General features: G+C 65.4%; 19 protein-coding genes. 9 read left to right on the forward strand and 10 right to left on the reverse strand.

Features of this window, described 5'->3' with window-relative positions; genetic code table 11:
- The first annotated feature begins 4 nt into the window (after positions 1–4).
- Entirely contained in the window at positions 5–1,420 is a 1,416-nt protein-coding gene (locus tag ACN9MX_RS08555; protein ID WP_426386674.1) for a helix-turn-helix domain-containing protein, read from the forward strand.
- A gap of 38 nt (positions 1,421–1,458) precedes the next feature.
- Here the strand turns inward: ACN9MX_RS08555 and ACN9MX_RS08560 are convergent, their stop codons facing one another.
- Both ACN9MX_RS08560 and ACN9MX_RS08565 read right to left on the reverse strand, forming a co-directional pair.
- Complete coding sequence (locus tag ACN9MX_RS08560) at positions 1,459–2,844, reverse strand: hypothetical protein (protein WP_363831507.1); 1,386 nt, start codon at positions 2,842–2,844, stop codon at positions 1,459–1,461.
- Positions 2,845–3,073: 229 nt separating this feature from the next.
- Positions 3,074–3,910, reverse strand: a complete 837-nt coding sequence (locus ACN9MX_RS08565; RefSeq protein ID WP_426386675.1) for a cold-shock protein — start codon at positions 3,908–3,910, stop codon at positions 3,074–3,076.
- A gap of 247 nt (positions 3,911–4,157) precedes the next feature.
- Between ACN9MX_RS08565 and ACN9MX_RS08570 the strand changes: the two genes are divergently transcribed.
- The 3 genes from ACN9MX_RS08570 to ACN9MX_RS08580 are packed head-to-tail and all read left to right on the forward strand — an operon-like array spanning position 4,158 to position 5,997.
- Positions 4,158–4,775 (forward strand): ribonuclease D, encoded by a 618-nt coding sequence (locus ACN9MX_RS08570; protein ID WP_133653861.1) that lies wholly within the window; start codon positions 4,158–4,160, stop codon positions 4,773–4,775.
- Between the two features lie 11 nt (positions 4,776–4,786).
- The gene (lptC, locus tag ACN9MX_RS08575) at positions 4,787–5,434 is read left to right on the forward strand and encodes an LPS export ABC transporter periplasmic protein LptC (RefSeq protein ID WP_363740000.1); all 648 of its coding nucleotides are present in this window, start codon (positions 4,787–4,789) and stop codon (positions 5,432–5,434) included.
- Positions 5,434–5,997, forward strand: coding sequence for an LptA/OstA family protein (locus tag ACN9MX_RS08580; protein WP_426386676.1), 564 nt, complete (start codon positions 5,434–5,436; stop codon positions 5,995–5,997). The genes lptC and ACN9MX_RS08580 overlap by 1 nt, the downstream gene beginning before the upstream one ends.
- A gap of 132 nt (positions 5,998–6,129) precedes the next feature.
- Here the strand turns inward: ACN9MX_RS08580 and ACN9MX_RS08585 are convergent, their stop codons facing one another.
- From ACN9MX_RS08585 to ACN9MX_RS08605, 5 genes are all read right to left on the reverse strand, one after another.
- On the reverse strand, positions 6,130–6,720 hold the full coding sequence (locus ACN9MX_RS08585; RefSeq protein WP_363831499.1) for a histidine phosphatase family protein: 591 nt from the start codon (positions 6,718–6,720) through the stop codon (positions 6,130–6,132).
- A 3-nt stretch (positions 6,721–6,723) separates the two neighbouring features.
- Positions 6,724–7,545 (reverse strand): 3-deoxy-manno-octulosonate cytidylyltransferase, encoded by an 822-nt coding sequence (gene kdsB / locus ACN9MX_RS08590; protein ID WP_426386677.1) that lies wholly within the window; start codon positions 7,543–7,545, stop codon positions 6,724–6,726.
- Between the two features lie 208 nt (positions 7,546–7,753).
- Positions 7,754–8,761: a KpsF/GutQ family sugar-phosphate isomerase gene (locus ACN9MX_RS08595; protein ID WP_363740005.1), complete on the reverse strand. Its 1,008-nt coding sequence runs from the start codon at positions 8,759–8,761 to the stop codon at positions 7,754–7,756.
- 310 nt (positions 8,762–9,071) lie between these two features.
- Positions 9,072–10,067 (reverse strand): NAD-dependent epimerase/dehydratase family protein, encoded by a 996-nt coding sequence (locus ACN9MX_RS08600; protein WP_363831495.1) that lies wholly within the window; start codon positions 10,065–10,067, stop codon positions 9,072–9,074.
- 187 nt (positions 10,068–10,254) lie between these two features.
- The gene (locus ACN9MX_RS08605; RefSeq protein WP_426386678.1) at positions 10,255–10,713 is read right to left on the reverse strand and encodes a DUF1003 domain-containing protein; all 459 of its coding nucleotides are present in this window, start codon (positions 10,711–10,713) and stop codon (positions 10,255–10,257) included.
- A gap of 296 nt (positions 10,714–11,009) precedes the next feature.
- Between ACN9MX_RS08605 and ACN9MX_RS08610 the strand changes: the two genes are divergently transcribed.
- Both ACN9MX_RS08610 and ACN9MX_RS08615 read left to right on the forward strand, forming a co-directional pair.
- A complete protein-coding gene (locus ACN9MX_RS08610; protein ID WP_426386680.1) occupies positions 11,010–12,125 on the forward strand; it encodes a GNAT family N-acetyltransferase in 1,116 nt (371 codons plus the stop codon).
- 9 nt (positions 12,126–12,134) lie between these two features.
- Positions 12,135–12,995: a cupin-like domain-containing protein gene (locus tag ACN9MX_RS08615; RefSeq protein WP_426386681.1), complete on the forward strand. Its 861-nt coding sequence runs from the start codon at positions 12,135–12,137 to the stop codon at positions 12,993–12,995.
- On the opposite strand, the gene ACN9MX_RS08620 is transcribed toward ACN9MX_RS08615, so the two are convergent.
- The 3 genes from ACN9MX_RS08620 to ACN9MX_RS08630 all read right to left on the reverse strand — a co-directional run bounded on the left by ACN9MX_RS08620 (position 12,973) and on the right by ACN9MX_RS08630 (position 15,558).
- Positions 12,973–14,052 carry a GNAT family N-acetyltransferase gene (locus tag ACN9MX_RS08620; RefSeq protein ID WP_426386682.1) on the reverse strand — a complete coding sequence of 360 codons (1,080 nt, stop codon included), beginning with the start codon at positions 14,050–14,052 and terminating at the stop codon, positions 12,973–12,975. The genes ACN9MX_RS08615 and ACN9MX_RS08620 overlap by 23 nt on opposite strands.
- Positions 14,053–14,154: 102 nt before the next feature.
- The gene (locus ACN9MX_RS08625; protein ID WP_363740011.1) at positions 14,155–14,523 is read right to left on the reverse strand and encodes a DUF962 domain-containing protein; all 369 of its coding nucleotides are present in this window, start codon (positions 14,521–14,523) and stop codon (positions 14,155–14,157) included.
- A 63-nt stretch (positions 14,524–14,586) separates the two neighbouring features.
- Positions 14,587–15,558 (reverse strand): serine hydrolase, encoded by a 972-nt coding sequence (locus ACN9MX_RS08630; RefSeq protein ID WP_426386683.1) that lies wholly within the window; start codon positions 15,556–15,558, stop codon positions 14,587–14,589.
- Between the two features lie 83 nt (positions 15,559–15,641).
- Between ACN9MX_RS08630 and ung the strand changes: the two genes are divergently transcribed.
- From ung to ACN9MX_RS08645, 3 genes are all read left to right on the forward strand, one after another.
- On the forward strand, positions 15,642–16,334 hold the full coding sequence (ung, locus tag ACN9MX_RS08635; RefSeq protein WP_363831487.1) for a uracil-DNA glycosylase: 693 nt from the start codon (positions 15,642–15,644) through the stop codon (positions 16,332–16,334).
- On the forward strand, positions 16,331–16,597 hold the full coding sequence (locus ACN9MX_RS08640) for a hypothetical protein (RefSeq protein ID WP_363752931.1): 267 nt from the start codon (positions 16,331–16,333) through the stop codon (positions 16,595–16,597). Before ung ends, ACN9MX_RS08640 begins: the two co-directional genes overlap by 4 nt.
- Before the next feature lie 75 nt (positions 16,598–16,672).
- The gene (locus ACN9MX_RS08645; protein WP_363740014.1) at positions 16,673–17,104 is read left to right on the forward strand and encodes a DUF488 family protein; all 432 of its coding nucleotides are present in this window, start codon (positions 16,673–16,675) and stop codon (positions 17,102–17,104) included.
- The last annotated feature ends 3 nt before the right edge of the window (positions 17,105–17,107 follow it).

Below are 17,107 nucleotides of genomic sequence, written 5' to 3' on the forward strand. Positions count from 1 at the left end.
CAGTATGGCGGATGATCGGAAACTCTATCTGGGGCCGAAGCTGCGGGTTTTGCGGCGGGAATTGGGGCTCAACCAGACGCGGATGGCGGAGGAGCTGGGGGTATCGCCCAGTTACCTGAACCATCTGGAGCGCAACCAGCGGCCGTTGACGGCGCAGATGCTGCTGCGGCTGGCCAATGTCTATGACATCGACATTCGCGATTTCGTCGCCAGCACGCAGGAAGGGGCCGCGAGCGCGCTGGGGGAGATTTTGTCCGATGCGCTGGTGCGCGACATCGGCGTCGCCAAGGACGAAGTGCTGGAGGTCGCGGAGAATTATCCGGGGGTGAGCGAGGCGATCGGGCGCTTTTACCGGGCGCTCAGCGATTTGCGGCGGTTGCCGGAGCAGGTGGCGGCGGGATCGGCCGGGGCGCCGGGGAGCGTGGCGCCGCTGCATGCGCCGATCGACTGGCTGCGCGAGACGATAGCGCGGGCGGGCAATCATTTCGCGGAACTGGACGCAGCGGCGGAGTCGCTGGCGGGGGAGCTGGGCGACGATCCCTCTGCCGTGCAGGCGGGGATCCGGGCGCGGCTGAAGGAGCGGCATGGCATGGCCGTGCAGATCGTGCGGGAGGATGTGCTGGCGGGGACGCTGCGCCATTATGACATGCACCGGCGGCGGCTGTTGCTGAGCGAGCGGCTGGCCTCTTCGGGGCGGCTGTTCGCGGTCGCCTACCAGCTTTGCGCGCAGGAACTGGCGGACGGGATCGCCGCGCAGGTGGCGCGGGCGGGGCCGCCGGACGAGGACAGCCGCCGGCTCGCGGGGATCGCGCTCACCAACTATGCGGCAGCGGCGCTGATCATGCCCTATGACCGTTTCGCCAAGGCGGCGGAGCAGAGCCGGCACGACCTGCCGCTGCTGCGGGCGCGCTTTGGCGTGTCGATGGAGCAGCTTGCCCATCGGCTGACCAGCCTGGGGCGGACGGGGGCGCGGGGCGTGCCCTTCTTCATGGCGAAGGTGGACCGGGCGGGCATCATGTCCAAGCGCTTCGACGGGGAGGCATGGCCCTTTGCGCGGCTGGGGGGCAGCTGCCCGCGCTGGGATGCGCATGAGGCGCAGGCGCCGGATGCGGTGCTCCCCCAACTGATCGAGACGATGGACGGGCGGCGCTTCATCAGCCTGACCGTGGGGCTGCCCAGGGAGGGCGGTGCGCGGGGGCGGTCCGTGATCGCGCTTGGCTGCGAGGCGAAGCATGGGGCGCGGATCGTGCATGCCGACGGGATCGACCTGGAGAAGGGCGCAGCGACGCAGGTGGGGCCGACCTGCCATTTGTGCGAGCGGCGGGGGTGTCCGGATCGCGCCCTGCCCCCGGTGACGCGGGCGCTGGACCTGCATGGCTATGAGCGGACGGTGGCGCCGTTTCCGTTTCGGCGGGTTTGAGGGGGGCGGCGACCACCGAAGCCGCCGCTATCACGCATTTATCCGCTGGGATAGAGAGTGATGTAGTACCGACTTGTGCTCATCTTACCTTCAGCGTTCTTGATTACATAATCGAAATAGGCCAGCCCTCGCGCCAACGGCTTGCGCTCAATCAGGATGCTACCATCCGGATTAAGCTGGGCAGATATTAGTCCCGAACTCTTCGTGACCGAGACACTGACGATGGTTAGAGTTTCCGCACCAGCCCCCTGCAACCCGTTCAGTTGATTATAATCGTTGCAGCCTGGATGGGCTGGCCGAAAATCACACTGCGTAAGCAGAATGGAATTGAATGAAGTATCCATATAATCAGGCAATGCATAGAAATTGGATATGACATCCGGCCTTGGTACTTCGGATACATATTCCATCATTGTTTTCAACTCTGCGAGCGCCACATCTTCCTTTACCGGATAATAAAATCTGTCTGCAGCATGCAACGCCAAGGAAGCTATATAATATCTAAATAGCGATGCGGAGCGATATATACTGTCTTCATCGTTTGTATATGGTTGAATAAAATTCCAATATTTCAAGAGGATGTTGGAAGCACCATCAAATGAACGATCCTCAATGATAGAAAATCGTTCGATTTTTTGCAGGAACGACGAGAATGTTTTACTCTCGTCAAAGCGGACCGTTTTTCCATCCTTAATCATAGAAGCAATCACGCCAACGACGTCGTCCACTTCCACACGATTATCGATAGATGTCGCAGGATAGGTCGCGATTATACCGAGATTAAGGATCATCATGTTAACAGCGGACACAATATGCGCATCGTGAGAAATCGAAGATGCTGCATTTTTTAGCTCTTTTGAAGCATCAAAAGTTAACAAATTAACATTTGGATCAATTGCATAAGGACCATTATTCAATCCCAATGCTTGCCTAACCGTGTCCTGACTTCCTACTACATCAATGAGCGAAGTGAGCGGCGAGATGACGGTCGCACCTGCGGGCGCACTCAAGCCGCTATAAAAATGTCCCGTAATATTATCGAAACCCGACGCTGACATGCGATAGGTCGCCTTGATCGGGGCCGTTGAGGACGAATCCAATGATGGTGCGTCAGCTACATCACGACCAAACTGACCGGCACGATTAGTAGCAACGGTCACGTCGCCCAAGTTGCCCACAACGCCATCGCCAGACGTGTCAAATACGACCCGCCCGGTAAAAGACCCCATCAGGGCGCCGCTAAATAGGGTAGCCGGTTCAGCGGGAGGGTTTGACCCGGTACTGGGTGGCGTAGGAGTAACGGGTGAAGCGGGTGCGGACGCTTCCTGCCCACCGCCTCCGCAAGCCGTCAAACTCATTATAGTAGCGACTAGCAACCCTCGAGCGAAACGCATCGCGCTTCGCCCTTCCGCATCCTTACTCATCAACCCCCCGCTAAATCATTTAAATCCAAGAAAAATTTCGTAGTATTACGCCCATATAACTAATGATGGGTAATGCAAGCGGTGGAAACTCGATTTTCACTGGCAATGCCAACTAGATAGTTCACCAAAGCCGCACTCACTGTTTGCGGACCATCGAACCATCCAACAAAAAGGGGCCGCCGGGCAGGCGACCCCTTTTATCCTCTCCGCGAAAGCGGGCGGGCTGTTTTTAGTCGGCCTTCGTCTGAAGGTTGACGGCCGCATATTTGCCGCGGCGGTCGACTTCCAGTTCGAAGTCGAGGCGATCGCCTTCATTCAGGGCGCTCATGCCGGCGCGTTCCACTGCGCTGATATGAACGAACGCGTCGGGCTGGCCGTCGTCGCGCTGGATGAAGCCGAAGCCCTTCATGGCGTTGAAGAACTTGACCGTGCCGCTGGCGCGTTCGCCGGTAAGCTGGCGCTGCGGGCCGCGGTCGCCGCCGCCCGGACGATCGCCGAAGCCACCGGCGCGGGGTTCGCGCGGTTCGCGGGGACGATCAGTGACGGGGAGCGGTTCGCCCTCGATCTTGAGATCGGTGGCCGACACCTTGCCGCCGCGATCCACCAGGGTGAAGCCGAGCGGCTGGCCTTCGGCGAGGCCGGTCAGGCCCGCCTGCTCAACGGCGCTGATGTGGACGAACACGTCTTCGCCGCCATCGTCACGGACGATGAAGCCAAAGCCCTTCTGACCGTTGAAGAATTTTACGACGCCGGTGCCTTCGCCGACGACCTGGGCGGGCATGCCGCGGCCACCGCCGCCGAAACCACCACCACCGCCGCCGCCGAAGCCGCCGCGACCACCACCGCCGCCGCCGAAGCCGCCGCGATCACCGCCGAAACCGCCGCCGCCGCCGCCGCCGCCGCCAAAGCGGTCGCCACCGCCGAAGCCGCCACGATCACCACCGAAACCACCACGATCGAAACCACCGCCAAAACCGCCGCGATCACCACCATAGAAACTGTCGTCGCCGAAACCGTCGCGCTTGTCCTTGCCGCGCCCGCCGCGGCGACCTCTATCAAAACTCATGCCCTGTTGGTCACTTTCGCTTCGCCCCAGACTAAACCGGACAAACATGTCGGGCGAATGACATGCAGAATCCACCGCCAGTACGCGGTTTGGGAATCACTATATCAACTTTTCAGGGACAGGCGAATGATTTTTGAGGCTGGCAAAAGGCGTTAAATTCGCCGGTCCGGGAGGGAATGGGCGCCTTTCGTTCCCGGTCGCCAAGGGGCGATTGCGAACCGGCCGCTTTGGCCATAGAGGAAGAATCATGACCGTATATTTCCACGAAGAGGATCTGCCCGAGGGCGTCCTGGCCCCCGGCCCGATCGCCGTCGACACCGAAACCATGGGGCTGATCACGCCCCGCGACCGGCTGTGCCTGGTGCAGATCAGCGACGGGAAGGGCGACGAGCATCTGGTGCGCTTTTCGCCCGGCAGCGATTATGCCGCGCCGAACCTGCGCGCGGTGCTGGCCGATCCGGCGCGGCTGAAGCTCTATCATTTCGGGCGTTTCGACATTGCGGCGATCCGCCATTATCTGGGCGTGGTGGCAGCGCCCGTCTATTGCACCAAGATCGCGTCGCGGCTGGTGCGGACCTATACCGACCGGCATGGCCTGAAGGAACTGGTGCGCGAGATGCTGGGGCAGGAGATCAGCAAGCAGCAGCAGTCGAGCGACTGGGGCGCGCCCGCGCTGTCCGACGCGCAGAAGGATTATGCGGCGTCGGACGTCAGGTACCTGCATGCGTTGAAGGCCGAGCTGGACAAGAGGCTGGTGCGCGAGGGGCGGATGGAACTGGCGCAGGCCTGTTTCGATTTCCTGCCGCACCGGGCCGAGCTGGACCTGGCGGGATGGCCGGAGATCGACATCTTCGCGCATATGTGAGGGCTGAACCCATGTCGATTCAGGCCGATCAGCAACGCAATGTGCGCCGGCACTGGGCGCGGCCGGGGGGGAGCCATGACCGGCTGGTCGGGCTGCTCAAGAACTGGTTGCCGGTGTCGGTGGGCGTGCTGGCGGCGATGCTGGCGACGGCGCCCTTTACCGGAGGGGACAAGGTCAGCTTCGTGCTCGACAAGAACAAGGTCGAGGTGGCGAAGGAGCGGATGCGCGTGACCGAGGCGCTCTATCGCGGGGAGGACAGCAAGGGGCAGCCCTTTTCCCTGCGGGCCGGGTCGGCGGTGCAGAAGAGTTCGCGCGAGCCGATCGTCGACCTCAACGACATGTCGGCGCGGATATTGCTGTCCGACGGGCAGGCGCTGCTGCGGGCGCAGAAGGGGCGGTACGACATGGATACCGAGCGGGTCGCCATTGACGGGCCGGTGCAGTTCCAGTCGGAGGGCGGATACCGGCTGACCACGCGGGACGTGGGCGTGGACCTCACGACGCGGCGGATGCAGAGCGCGGGGCGGGTCGACGGGCGGATACCGATCGGGACGTTCAGCGGCGACCATCTGGAGGCCGACCTCAATCAGCGGACGGTGACGCTGAACGGGCGGGCGAGCTTGCGTATCGAACAAAATGGTCTCAAAGGGCAAAGGTGATGAGAAAGCCCCTTCTTCTGCTGTCGCTGGGTACGCTGGGCGCGGCGGGCCTCCTTTATGCGGGGGCGGATGCCCAGGTGTTGAGGAACCATGACAGCAATGCGCCGGTCAACTTCACCGCCGACAGGATCGAGGTGCAGGACCGCGCCGACCGCGTCGTGGTGTCCGGCAATGTCGAGGTGACGCAGGCCGGCATGACGCTGAATGCGGCGCGGATGACGGTGGCTTACCGGAACCAGCCGGGAAATACGGCCGGGGCCAATGGCGTGGAGATCGACCGGATCGATGCGTCCGGCAATGTCGTGGTGCGCAAGGCGGACCAGACTGCGAAGGGCAATGTCGCGATCTACGACCTCAACAGCAAGCTGATCACCATGCTGGGCAATGTGTCGCTGACGCAGGGGACGAACCGGCTGACCGGCGGGCGGCTGGTGATCGACCTGACCAGCGGGCGATCGACCGTGGACGGGCGGGCTGCGGGTGGTGGCAGCTCGGGCGTTTCCGGCGGGGCGTCGGGCGGGCGCGTGTCGGGCACGTTCACGGTGCCGCAGCGGAAAGAGTGACGGATCTGCGGGCCCTCCGCTGGGGATGACGTTTCCCTGGAGCGATTTCCAAGCATTCGGAACCGATCGCTGGTTAAGAAATCGCGGAAAACAAGGAAACCAGAGCGTTTCCACTCATGGTGTCGATCCGTCCTAGGGGCGGTTGTCCCATTGGATGAGTTGGGGGACGCCGGTTTCGTCGATCGCCAGCTCTCCGAAGGCGCCGGTGCGGAGCTTCAGGCTGGCGAGCGGCAGGCCCAGCGCCAGGAGCGCGAAGCGGGCGGCGCCGTTGCTGGTGACGAGGAGGTCGGCGCCCTCCCCTTCCTGCGCGAACCAGTGTTTCCAGGCGGTCAGGCGGGATGGCGCATCCACGGTCCAGTCCCGGGGCGGGATGCCCTGTTCGTCCCAGGCAGCGAGGGCTTCGGCGCCCAGTCGCGCGAGAACCTGCGCTTCGGCCTGGCCTTCGTCGGGGCCGTGGTCGATCTCGTTGAGCCAAAGGAGCGGGCCGTCCATGGCGTGGCCGGTGGCGGCGGCGATGCTGGCGGCGGTTTGCCGGGCGCGGAGCAGCGGGCTGCTGTGGAGGCGGCGGATCGGGAAAGCCTGGGCCGCGAACCAGGCGCCGAGGCGGGCGGCCTGGGCGTGGCCGCTTTCCACCAGCGGAATGTCGGTGCGCGCGCCGATGCGCCGGGCATCGGCGCTGCTTTCGAAGGTGTTGCCGTGGCGGATGATGAAGATGCGGCGCATGGATCAGGGCGCCAGGGGAGGAACCGGATCGCCGTGGGTCGCGATGAGCGCCTCCACGCGGGCGATGTCGGCTTCGGTGTCGATGCCGGAGCTGTCGAAGAGCGGCGAGGATACCGGGACGGTCGTGACGGGGATGCCCAGTTCGAGGAGGCGAAGCTGTTCGAGCCCCTCGAGATTTTCGAGCGCCGTGGGGGGCGTGGCTTCGAAGCGGGTCAGCGCGTCGAGCGTGTAGCCATAGAGGCCGACATGGCGCCAGACCGGGGAAAGCGGCTGGCTTTGGCGCAGGGCATGCTCATCGCGGATGGCGGGGATGATGGTTTTCGAGAACCAGAGGGCACGGCCGTCGGGCGCGCGGGCGCAGGTGGTGCCGCTGAAGGGCGAGCGCGTCTTGTGATCGCGCAGGGCATCGAGCGCAGGCCAGTCGAGTGCGATGACCGGGGTGGCGACTGCTGCCCCCGCCTCCAGCGCGGCGATGACGGCGCGCAGCGCGCCTTCCGGCTGGAAGGGGCTGTCGCCCTGAAGATTGACGATGAAGCGGGGCGGCGTTTCGCACTGGCGGGCGGCGGCCAGGGCGCGGCCGGAGCCGGTGGCGATGGCGCTGTCCGTCAGGACGGCGTCGCAACCCGCGGCGCGGGCGTGGGCCGCGATTTCCTGGTCATCGGTGGCGACGAGCAATTGGGTGTCCGGAAGGCCAGCCGTGGAGGCGCGGGCCATGGCGATGGTCCGGTGCAACAGCGTGCGGCCGGCAATGAGGCGCAGCGGCTTGCGCGGCAGGCGGGACGAGCCGGCGCGGGCGGGAATGACGACAAGCGTGGAAATGGTCATCGGTTCAAATAGCTGGAGCGGTTTCCAAAGGATCCGAGCCGATCCCTGGTCGAGAAGTTGGGGGAAAGCAGCAACCCGGAGCGGCGATCTGGTCCGATCGGACCGGAAGTCGCCCCGGCGCTTCGAGCAAGCCGGCGCAGCAGCCTGAGGGCGAAACCAGGCCCCTGCCTGAGCGGGCGCGCGATTGTTGCCGGGGCACCGGTGCTGGTCAGGCGACGCCCGCGTGGAGCAGGTCGTGCATGTGGAGGGCGCCGACCAGACGGCCCTTTTCGCAGACGAAGAGCAGCGTGATATTATGGTCGTGCATCTGGCGGAGCGCTTCGGAAGCCAGTTCTTCCGGGCCGACCGAGACGGGCTGAACCGTCATGTAGCGGCCCACCGGCTCATTCATGTGACGGGTGCCGGTGACGGTGCGGCGCAGGTCGCCATCGGTGAAGGCACCGATCAGTTCGCCCTGGGCGGTGACGACCGCCGTGCCGCCCAGGCGGGCGCGGGTCATTTCGATGGTGGCGTCGAGCAGGGAGGCGTCCTCCTCCACCCGAGGCACGTTTTGCCCGGACGCCATGAGTTCGCGCACCTTCACAAGTTGCGCGCCGAGCCGGCCATTGGGGTGGAATTTATGGAAATCGTCCGCCGAGAAGCCGCGCATTTCCATGAGCGCGATGGCGAGCGCGTCGCCGAACGCCATCTGGATCGTGGTGGAGGTGGTGGGCGCCAGCGAATTGGGGCAGGCCTCCTTCACGTCGGGCATCAGCATGCAGATGTCCGACGACGCCGCAACGGTGCTGTGCGGACGCGCCGTCATGCCCAGCAGCGGGATCGCGAACCGCTTGCAATATTGGATGATCGGGCCGAGTTCGTTGGACTCGCCGGAATGGGACAGCATCAGCACGACATCGTCCGGCGTCACCATGCCAAGGTCGCCATGACCCGCATCGGCAGGATGCAGGAAGATGGCGGGCGTGCCGGTGGAGGTCAGCGTCGCGGTCATCTTGCGCGCGACGATGCCGCTCTTTCCCATGCCCGTGACGATCAGGCGGCCGCGCACGCTCATGATCACGCCGACCATTCGCAGGAAGGTCGCGGAAAATTCCCGGTCGTCGAACTGGTTTTCCAGGGCGCTCAGCCCTTCGGCAGCGATGGATAATGTACGGCGCGCTGTTTCAGCAATGCGCCCGCCTGAGCCAAATGGCACGATCTTCGTTACTGTCGACACGCGTAAGCCCTTTTTTCCGCCATCATCGCCGGCTTTTCCCGACTGACGACAGCGGTGACGATCCACCCTCCCAAGGTGTCCCGTCCTACCTCATTCGCGACCCGACCGATCCGGAATGACCGGTACCCGGCTGCGGGAATAGGCTCCTTCCCCTAATATTGGCAAACGATTTCGCAAGCGCGAATGATGATTTGCGCGCCATTAACTCCACAATGGATGGAAAAGCGACGAGTTGCCAAATTATTCGGTGGATGGAGGAACCTTTTGATCGACAGGCAGTTATGGCGCGCCCTGCTGCATTGCGCCATGATCAGCCATGATAGGCGCGATACCAGTCGACGAAGCGGGGAACCCCCACTTCGATGCCGGTGGTCGGCGCAAAGCCGATGTCCTGCGCGATTGCGCTGATATCAGCGAAGGTCGCCGGAACATCGCCGGGCTGCATCGGCTGAAAATCAACCTCCGCCTTTCGTCCGCAGGCATCCTCCAGGACCGAGATGAGGTGCATCAGTTCCTCCGGCCGGTTGTTGCCGATATTGTAGAGCCGGTGCGGCGAGCGGCTTCCCCCCGCCTTGGCCGCGCCGTCATCCTCCGGCGCGTGGTCGAGGCAGCCGACCACGCCGCTGACGATGTCGTCGATATAGGTGAAGTCGCGCTGCATCCGGCCATGGTTGAAGACGGGAATCGGCTGGCCCGACAGGATCCTGGAGGTGAAGATCCACATCGCCATGTCGGGGCGGCCCCAGGGGCCGTAGACGGTGAAGAAGCGCAGGCCGGTCATGGGAATGCGGAAGAGATGGGCGTAGGTCTCGCTCATCAATTCATCCGCCCGCTTGGTCGCGGCATAGAGCGAGACGGGATGATCGGCCCGGTCCTCCACCCGGAAGGGCAGCGTGTCATTGCCGCCATAGACCGAGGAGGAGGAGGCGTAGACCAGGTGCCGCACCCGCCGTTCCCGCGCCACCTCCAGCATGTTGACATGGCCCGCCAGGTTGGAGCGGACATAGGCATGGGGGTTGATCAGCGAATAGCGCACGCCCGCCTGTGCGCCCAGATGGATGATCGCATCGACGGGATGGTCGTGCAGCGCTGCCTGGAGCGCGTCCATGTCGGCAAAGTCCAGTTCCGCGAAGGTGAACAGGCGGCCGTGACGCTCCTGCAGGGCGGCGATCCGGTCACGCTTGAGCGAAACCGGATAATAGTCGTTCATATTGTCGATACCGAAGACCGCCCGGCCCTGTGCGAGCAGGCGGTCCGCGACGGCCATGCCGATGAATCCGGCCGCGCCGGTCACGAGGATTGTCATGGGTTGCGGGTTCCTGTCCTTGCCTGGCGTCGGAGTCTTTCACAGACAATCCGGGAAGCGATGTAAAGGGCTTTCCCCATAAGGTTCGTGATAGTGGCTAAAATTGCTGGCCTGCAATGCCGGGCGGATTGCGGCTCCCTGGGGCGCGGGCCGGGAAGCGGGGCTGGGAACGGATGGAGTGCGGACGTCAGACAGCGCGGTCCTGGCCGGCCTGATGTCCGGTCGGTTCGCCGGCCATGCCCAGGAGCAGGTCGATCTTGTCGTGCAGGTTCGCGATCTGCGCTTCGGCGCGAATATTCGTCTCATAGTCCAGGCGCGCGTCGAGCCGGTCCTTCGCCGCCTGCCGGTTCTGGCTCATCATGATGATCGGCGCCTGCAATGCGGCGAGCATCGAGAGCATCAGGTTCAGGAAGATGAAGGGGAAGGGATCAAAGGCATGACCCACAAGGACGACCGTGTTCAATATGGCCCACGCCACCAGGAACAGGCCGAAGCCGATGATGAAGCTCCAGGAGCCGCCGACGGCAGCCACGCGATCGGCGAGGCGCTCGCCAAAGGTCAGGCGCTCGTCAAAGACCTCGTTGACGTCGCGGACATGGTGCGCGCGGCGGAACGGCGCGGCGAGGAAGCGGATTGCTGCGTTCATGACTCACCTCTTGCGACCGTACCCTCTGAGCCGGCGCCGGTGAGCTGAAGTCGGTTCAGTTCGCCAGCTCCCCCAGAGGGACGGTCCTTCGACTATGGTCGTTGTCAGGCATTGGTCCCTCAAGGGAGGAGATTGCGGATCGGACGGCGCGAACGCCGCCTGACGATCAACTGATGCCGCGCGCCCGATTGTTCAAGTGAAAGCTTTTTAATGTTCGCTTGAGCGCGATCCGCCTCATGCAGCGGTCGTCCTTCCGGATTAGCCATTCCCTAATCATTGGCGGCTAAGGCCAGGGCATGGACATGGCTTCCCATCCTGCAATGGCGAATGCGCGCGTCGAGACGCTGGACCAGCGCGCGCGCTGGTCCGTGCTGGCGGACGCGGCGGCGGAGGCCAATGCCTTCTATATCCCCGACATGCTGTGCGCGGCGCTGGATCACCTGGCGGGCGGCGCGACCGTCCGCGTGCTGGAGGCGCAGCGGGACGGCGAACTGATCGGGCTGATGCCGGTGGCGATTGCGGCGCGGCACGGGCGCTTGCCGCTGCGCTGCGTCACCAACTGGATGCACGATCACTGCTTCTTCGGCGCGCCGTTGATCCGGCGGGGGGACGAAGTGGCGGCCTGGCGGGAATTGCTGGGGCAGTTGGACAGGGCGGCGTGGGCGCCGGCCTTCCTGCATCTGCGCGGGCTGGACGCGGCGGGGGCGAATGCGGCGGCGCTGGAGGCGCTGTGCGTGGAGCAGCGGCGCGGGCGGCGCGAGGTGCATCGTCATGACCGGGCGATGCTGCGGTCGGAACTGGATGCCGACGCCTATTGGGAAACCCATGTGCGGGCGAAGAAGCGCAAGGAATTGCGCCGCCTGCAGAAACGGCTGGCCGAGATGGGCCGGGTCGAGAGCCGGTTGCTGGGCGACGGGGCGGAGCTGGCCGCGTGGTGCGGGGAATTTCTGGCGCTGGAGGCTGCCGGCTGGAAGGGGGCCGAGGGATCGGCGCTGGCCTGCCGGGGCGAGGATGCGGCCTTCTTCCGCGCGGCCTGCGCGGCGGCGTTCGAAAATGGGCGGCTGCATTTCCTGCGCATGGACCTGGATGGACGGGCGATCGCGATGCTGGTCAATTTCCGGCATGGCGAGGGGGCCTTTTCCTTCAAGATCGCCTTTGACGAGACGCTGGGGCGCTTTTCGCCGGGCGTGCTGATCGAGATCGCCAATTTGCAGGCGGTGCTGGGCGATCCGGGCATGGGATGGATGGATAGCTGCGCGGCGGCGGACCATCCGATGATCGACAGCCTGTGGGCCGAGCGGCGGACGATCGCGCAATATCGCATCGCGCTGCGTGGGCCGGGGCGGAGCATTGCCTTTGCGCTGGCGAACGGGGTCGAGGCGCTGGGGCGCCGCCTGAAGGGCCAGGATTGAGGAGCAGATATGAATGCGGTGAGCGCCATCGAGGCGGCGGTGTTTTCGGAAGATGCGCGGACGGCCTTTGCCGCTGCCTATCCCGACCGGGCGACGAAGCTGGGCCATGGGCTGGCGGGGCATGCGCTGCTGACGCTGGAGGCGCTGGCCGGCCTGGCGGAGCGCATGCCGGCCGACTGTGTGGAATATAATCTGGGCAAGCTGCCCCTGGGGGTGCGGCCGGAGGATACGCCCTCCAACGGGCTGACGCTGGGCGAGACCATCCGGACCATCGAGACCAACGGCAGTTGGGCGGTGCTGAAGAATGTCGAGCGCGATGCCGATTATGGCGCGCTGCTGGACCGGGCGCTGGCGGAGCTGGCGCCGATCGTGGAGCGGGAAACCGGGCCGATGCTGCATCGGGAGGCGTTCATATTCCTGTCCTCGCCGGGAAGCGTGACGCCATTCCACATGGACCCGGAGCATAATATCCTGCTCCAGATCCGGGGGGAGAAGACCATGACGGTCTTCCCGGCGGGAGACGAGGAACTGGTGCCGGCGGTGCAGAGCGAGGCCTTTCATGCCGGGGGGCATCGCAATCTGGGCTGGCGGGACGCGTTTCGCGACCGGGGCATGGCGGTGACGCTGTTGCCGGGCGACGCGATCCATGTGCCGGTGAAGGCGCCGCATTTCGTGGAGAACGGACCGGCCGTATCGGTCAGCCTGTCCGTCACCTGGCGGTCGGACCGGAGCGTGGCGGAGGGTGAGCTGCACAGCCTGAACGGCTTGTTGCGGCGGCGCAGGCTGCCGGTCGGGCGGATCGGGGCGCGGCCGGAGGCGCAGGGCATGCGGCGGATCGCCTATCGGATCATGCGCAAGCTGGGCGTCTGAGGATTTTCCGGAGTGCGGCTTCGGCCTCCAGACGGGGGCTGAAGCGGTCGACCTGCCACCATTCGAGCGCCTCCTCGCAGGTGGCGAGGCTTTGCTTGTAGCGGTCCTTGCCGGCGAGCAGGGAGTAAAGCGCAAGGCCGCGCGCGGCATAATGGTCGACGGCAGCGGCGTGGCAGAGCAGTCCGGGCTTGTCCTTCCCGCTGCGCGGGGCGGCGAAGGCGGACTGGTAGTTCATCGCCGTACCGTCGTGGAGGAAGTTCAGCAGCAGGCCGACCACCCCTTCGCCATCGGTGAAGCGGAGCAGTTCGACCGCTTCGCTTCGGGTTGCGAGCGCGGCGGCGAAGCGGCGGAAGGCGGGGTCGTCCCAGGCATTGTCGGCATGGCGGCCCGCGTTGAGGGCGCGCATTTCCTCCAGCCAGGGTTCGATGTCGGCTGGCATGGCCCGGGCGATGGCCGGGAGCGCGCCGCCATGATCCTTGAGGGCGCGGCGGATCTGGCCGCGGCTGTTGGCACTGAGCAGCGACAGATAATCGGCGGCGCGCACGGCTTCCAGGTCGACCTGATAGACCGGGGAGCGGTCGAGGCGGGTCCTGCGGCGGGCGGGGATTTTCAGGAGCGGCGCGTCGGGGGCGATGCCGCCGAGGCGGAGGGTGCGCCAGTCATTGCGGCCCTGCAGCGCCCGAAGGACGGCCTCGGTCGCCTCCCCTTCCCTGCCCGCTTCGATCAGCAGGCCGTTATATTCGATGAAGGGACGGTCGGCCGAGGCGTCGCCGGACTGGTTGAGCGACAGCGTGGCGCTGCGGCCCAGCAGGCGGGGCTGCATGCTGTGGCCGAACAGGGCGAGCGCGATATCCTGTCCCTGGCCGTCGGTGACGGCGAGCAGTTCGGGGCGGACGGCATAGCTTTCCAGCCAGGCGCCGGTCCAGGTCCAGCCAAGGAAGAAGCTGGCGGCGGCGCGCGATTCCAGCGCCTGCCAGCGGGGCGCGAGACTGGCCAGGTCGGGGAGGCGGGTGAATTGGCCGGTGAATTGGCCAGTGAACTGGGCGGTGAGGGCCATTGCGAGGCCCCTTTTGGCAGAGCGGCGGTCGGGGTCAAGCGGCGAGGCTGGCCGGAGAGATTTGGCCGGAGAGATTTGGGCGGAAGGATTTGAACAGAGGGATCAGAGTTCGCGGCGCAAGGCGGGATCGATGGTGCCGTCGGGGCGGACGCCGGCACGCCTGAGGTCACGACCCATGTGACCGGTGAGGAAACGAAACCACATCGTGAAGTCGGCGCGCAGCGACCAGAGCGGATAGCGGAAGGTCGCCGGGCGATTATGTTCGATCAGGCTGTGGCCGATCCAGGCAAAGCCATAGCCCGCCAGGGGCATGGCGGCGACCATCCACCATTTCCCGGCAACCGGCAGCGCGGCGAGCAGGGCCACGGTCAGGCTGGTGCCGGCATAGTGCATCGCCCGCGTGCCCGCATGGGCATGTTCCTGGAGATAATAGAGCCAAAAATCGCGGAAATCCGCCGCCTTTCCCTGCATCGCATCCCCTCCTGCCGGTGCCGAAGGGTAATGGGAAAAATGATGGAAGTTAAGATCGATGCGTCAGGCCGTGTGCCGATCGGGGGCAAACAGGAAATAATCATAGGCGGCCCGCGCCGCTTCGGCCATGATGCGGTCGCGCATCTCATGCCCCCTGTGATCCTTCATCACGAAGACGGAGATGACGAACATGCGCCCGTCCGGAAGGGTCACGATGCCCGTGTCGTTGCCGAGGCCGTTCAGCGTCCCGGTCTTGTGCGCGATGCGCGTGCCCGGCGGCAGCATGGCGCGCAGCCGCGCCTTGCCCGTCTTGCACCGTTCCATGATCGACAGCATCAGCGCGCTCGTCTGCGGCTGGAGCACCCGACCCTGGCGGATCGCGCCCAGCAGGTCGTCCATCGCCCGCGGCGTGGCGGTGTCGCGGGGATCGGCGGCAAAACCGATATTGGGCATGTCCCGCGCGTCGCGCTGCGCGGAGGAAAGGCCCGATTCCATCGCGGCCTCATCACCAAAGCCGGTGCCGGGCACCTTGGCGCGGGCGAGCAGGTCACGCGTGTTGCTGTCGACGCGAAGCCCCTTGATCCCCGCGGCATGGACCCAGTCGTTCACCGCCTGCGGGCCGCCGGCGCGGGCGACCAGGGCGTCGGTCGCATCATTGTCGCTGAGCGTCAGGCTCATTTCCAGCAGGGTGCGCACCGGCACCGGCCGGCCGAGCCGGGGCAGTTGTTCCTCCAGGCTGAGGCTGCCGGCGTCCAGCAGCGAGAGGATCTTCGCCGCGACCGCCACCTTGTAGGTGCTGGCCATCGGGAACAACGTATCGCCATTATAGGCGAGCGTTTCGCCCGTGCCGAGGTCGCGCACGGCGATGCCGACGGTGCCGTCGGTCAGCGTCGCGAAGCGGGCGAATTCGGCCATCAGCCGGGCTTCGGCGCTCTGCTGGACCGGATTGGGCCGGGGGCCGAAGGCGTCGGCGGTGGGCAGCGGGGCGAGGAACAGCCCCAGGAAGGCGATCAGCTTGGTACGAAGGCGCGGCATGCGCCCTCTTTTCCCGATTCGCGGGAGAAGGGCAAGTGCCAGGCGTTGACAGCGGTTCGCCCGCCGGTTCATCACGCCGGGCCATGAACGACACCATCAGGCTGGACGAGAGCTGGCGCGCGCCGCTGCTCGACGAATTCACGAGCCCCTATATGCAGGAGCTGAAGCGCTTTCTTCAGGAGGAGAAGGCGCAGGGCAAGCGCGTCTTTCCCAGGGGCAGCGAATATTTCCGGGCGCTGGACCTGACGCCGCTGGACAAGGTGAAGGTCGTGGTGCTGGGGCAGGACCCCTATCATGGCGAGGGGCAGGCGCATGGCCTGTGCTTTTCGGTGAGGCCGGGGGTGCGCACGCCGCCCTCCCTGGTCAACATCTACAAGGAATTGCAGAGCGACCTGGGCCTGTCGCCGCCGCGCCACGGCTTTCTGGAGCATTGGGCGCGGCAGGGCGTGCTGCTGCTGAACAGCGTGCTGACGGTGGAGATGGGCAAGGCGGCCTCGCACCAGAAGCGCGGCTGGGAACGGTTCACCGACGCGATCATCCGGCTGGTCAACCAGCAGGCGGAGCCGGTGGTGTTCCTGCTGTGGGGCGCCTATGCGCAGCGCAAGGCGGAGTTTGTCGACCGCAGCCGGCATCTGGTGCTGAAGGCGGCGCACCCCTCCCCCCTTTCCGCGCATAACGGCTTTCTGGGGTGCAGGCATTTTTCGCAGGCCAACGCCTTTCTGGAGGAGAAGGGACGCGGGGCGATCGACTGGGGCTTGCCGGAGGCGGTGGCATGAATTTCGATGATCAATTGCACCGCTATTTCGGGGTGCGCGAGGTGGAGGCGCTGACGCCCGATGCGCTGGCGGCGGGGATCGAGCATATGCGCGTCGATTTCGGGCTGGAGACCGACCAGCGGCGGCGCTTTGCCCTATGGTCGCTGATGTTCCTGCTGGGGGCTGCGCCCGATCTGGACGAGGCGTTCGAGGACCCGGCGGACCGGGATGCGGCACGGGACTTCATGGAGATGATGGAGCGGGCCGAGGAGGATGACGGCTGAACGGCAGGTCGGGAAAGCTGGGCCGGCGGCGGGACCGGGTTCCTGCCTGCGCAGGAACGCGGTATCCTGTGGGGCATGCGAATCTTCACCATCGGCTATGAGGGCGCGACGCAGGACGAGGTGATCGCGGCCCTGCGCGCGGCGGGGGTCACGATGCTGGCCGACGTGCGGGCGGTTCCCCTGTCGCGGCGTCCGGGTTTTTCGAAGAATATCCTTGCCGCCGGATTGCGGGAGGCGGGGATCGATTATGTCGGGTTGAAGGCGCTGGGAACGCCTGCCGCCGGGCGGGAAGCGGCGCGCAAGGGGCAGCATCAGCGGCTGGCGGAAATCTATGCCGGGCAATTGGAACTGCCCGAAGCAATGGTGCAGGCGGCGCAACTGGCGGAGATGGCGGCCGAGCAGCCGGTCGCCGTGCTGTGCTTCGAGCGAGATGCGGCAGCCTGTCATCGCTCGCTCCTGCTGGACGCGGTGTTGCCGGATGCCGAGCGGATCGACCTTGTTCCCTAGAGC

The sequence above is a fragment of the Sphingobium sp. R-21 genome (genome assembly GCF_049913335.1).
In the GTDB taxonomy this organism is placed as follows: Bacteria; Pseudomonadota; Alphaproteobacteria; order Sphingomonadales; family Sphingomonadaceae; genus Sphingobium.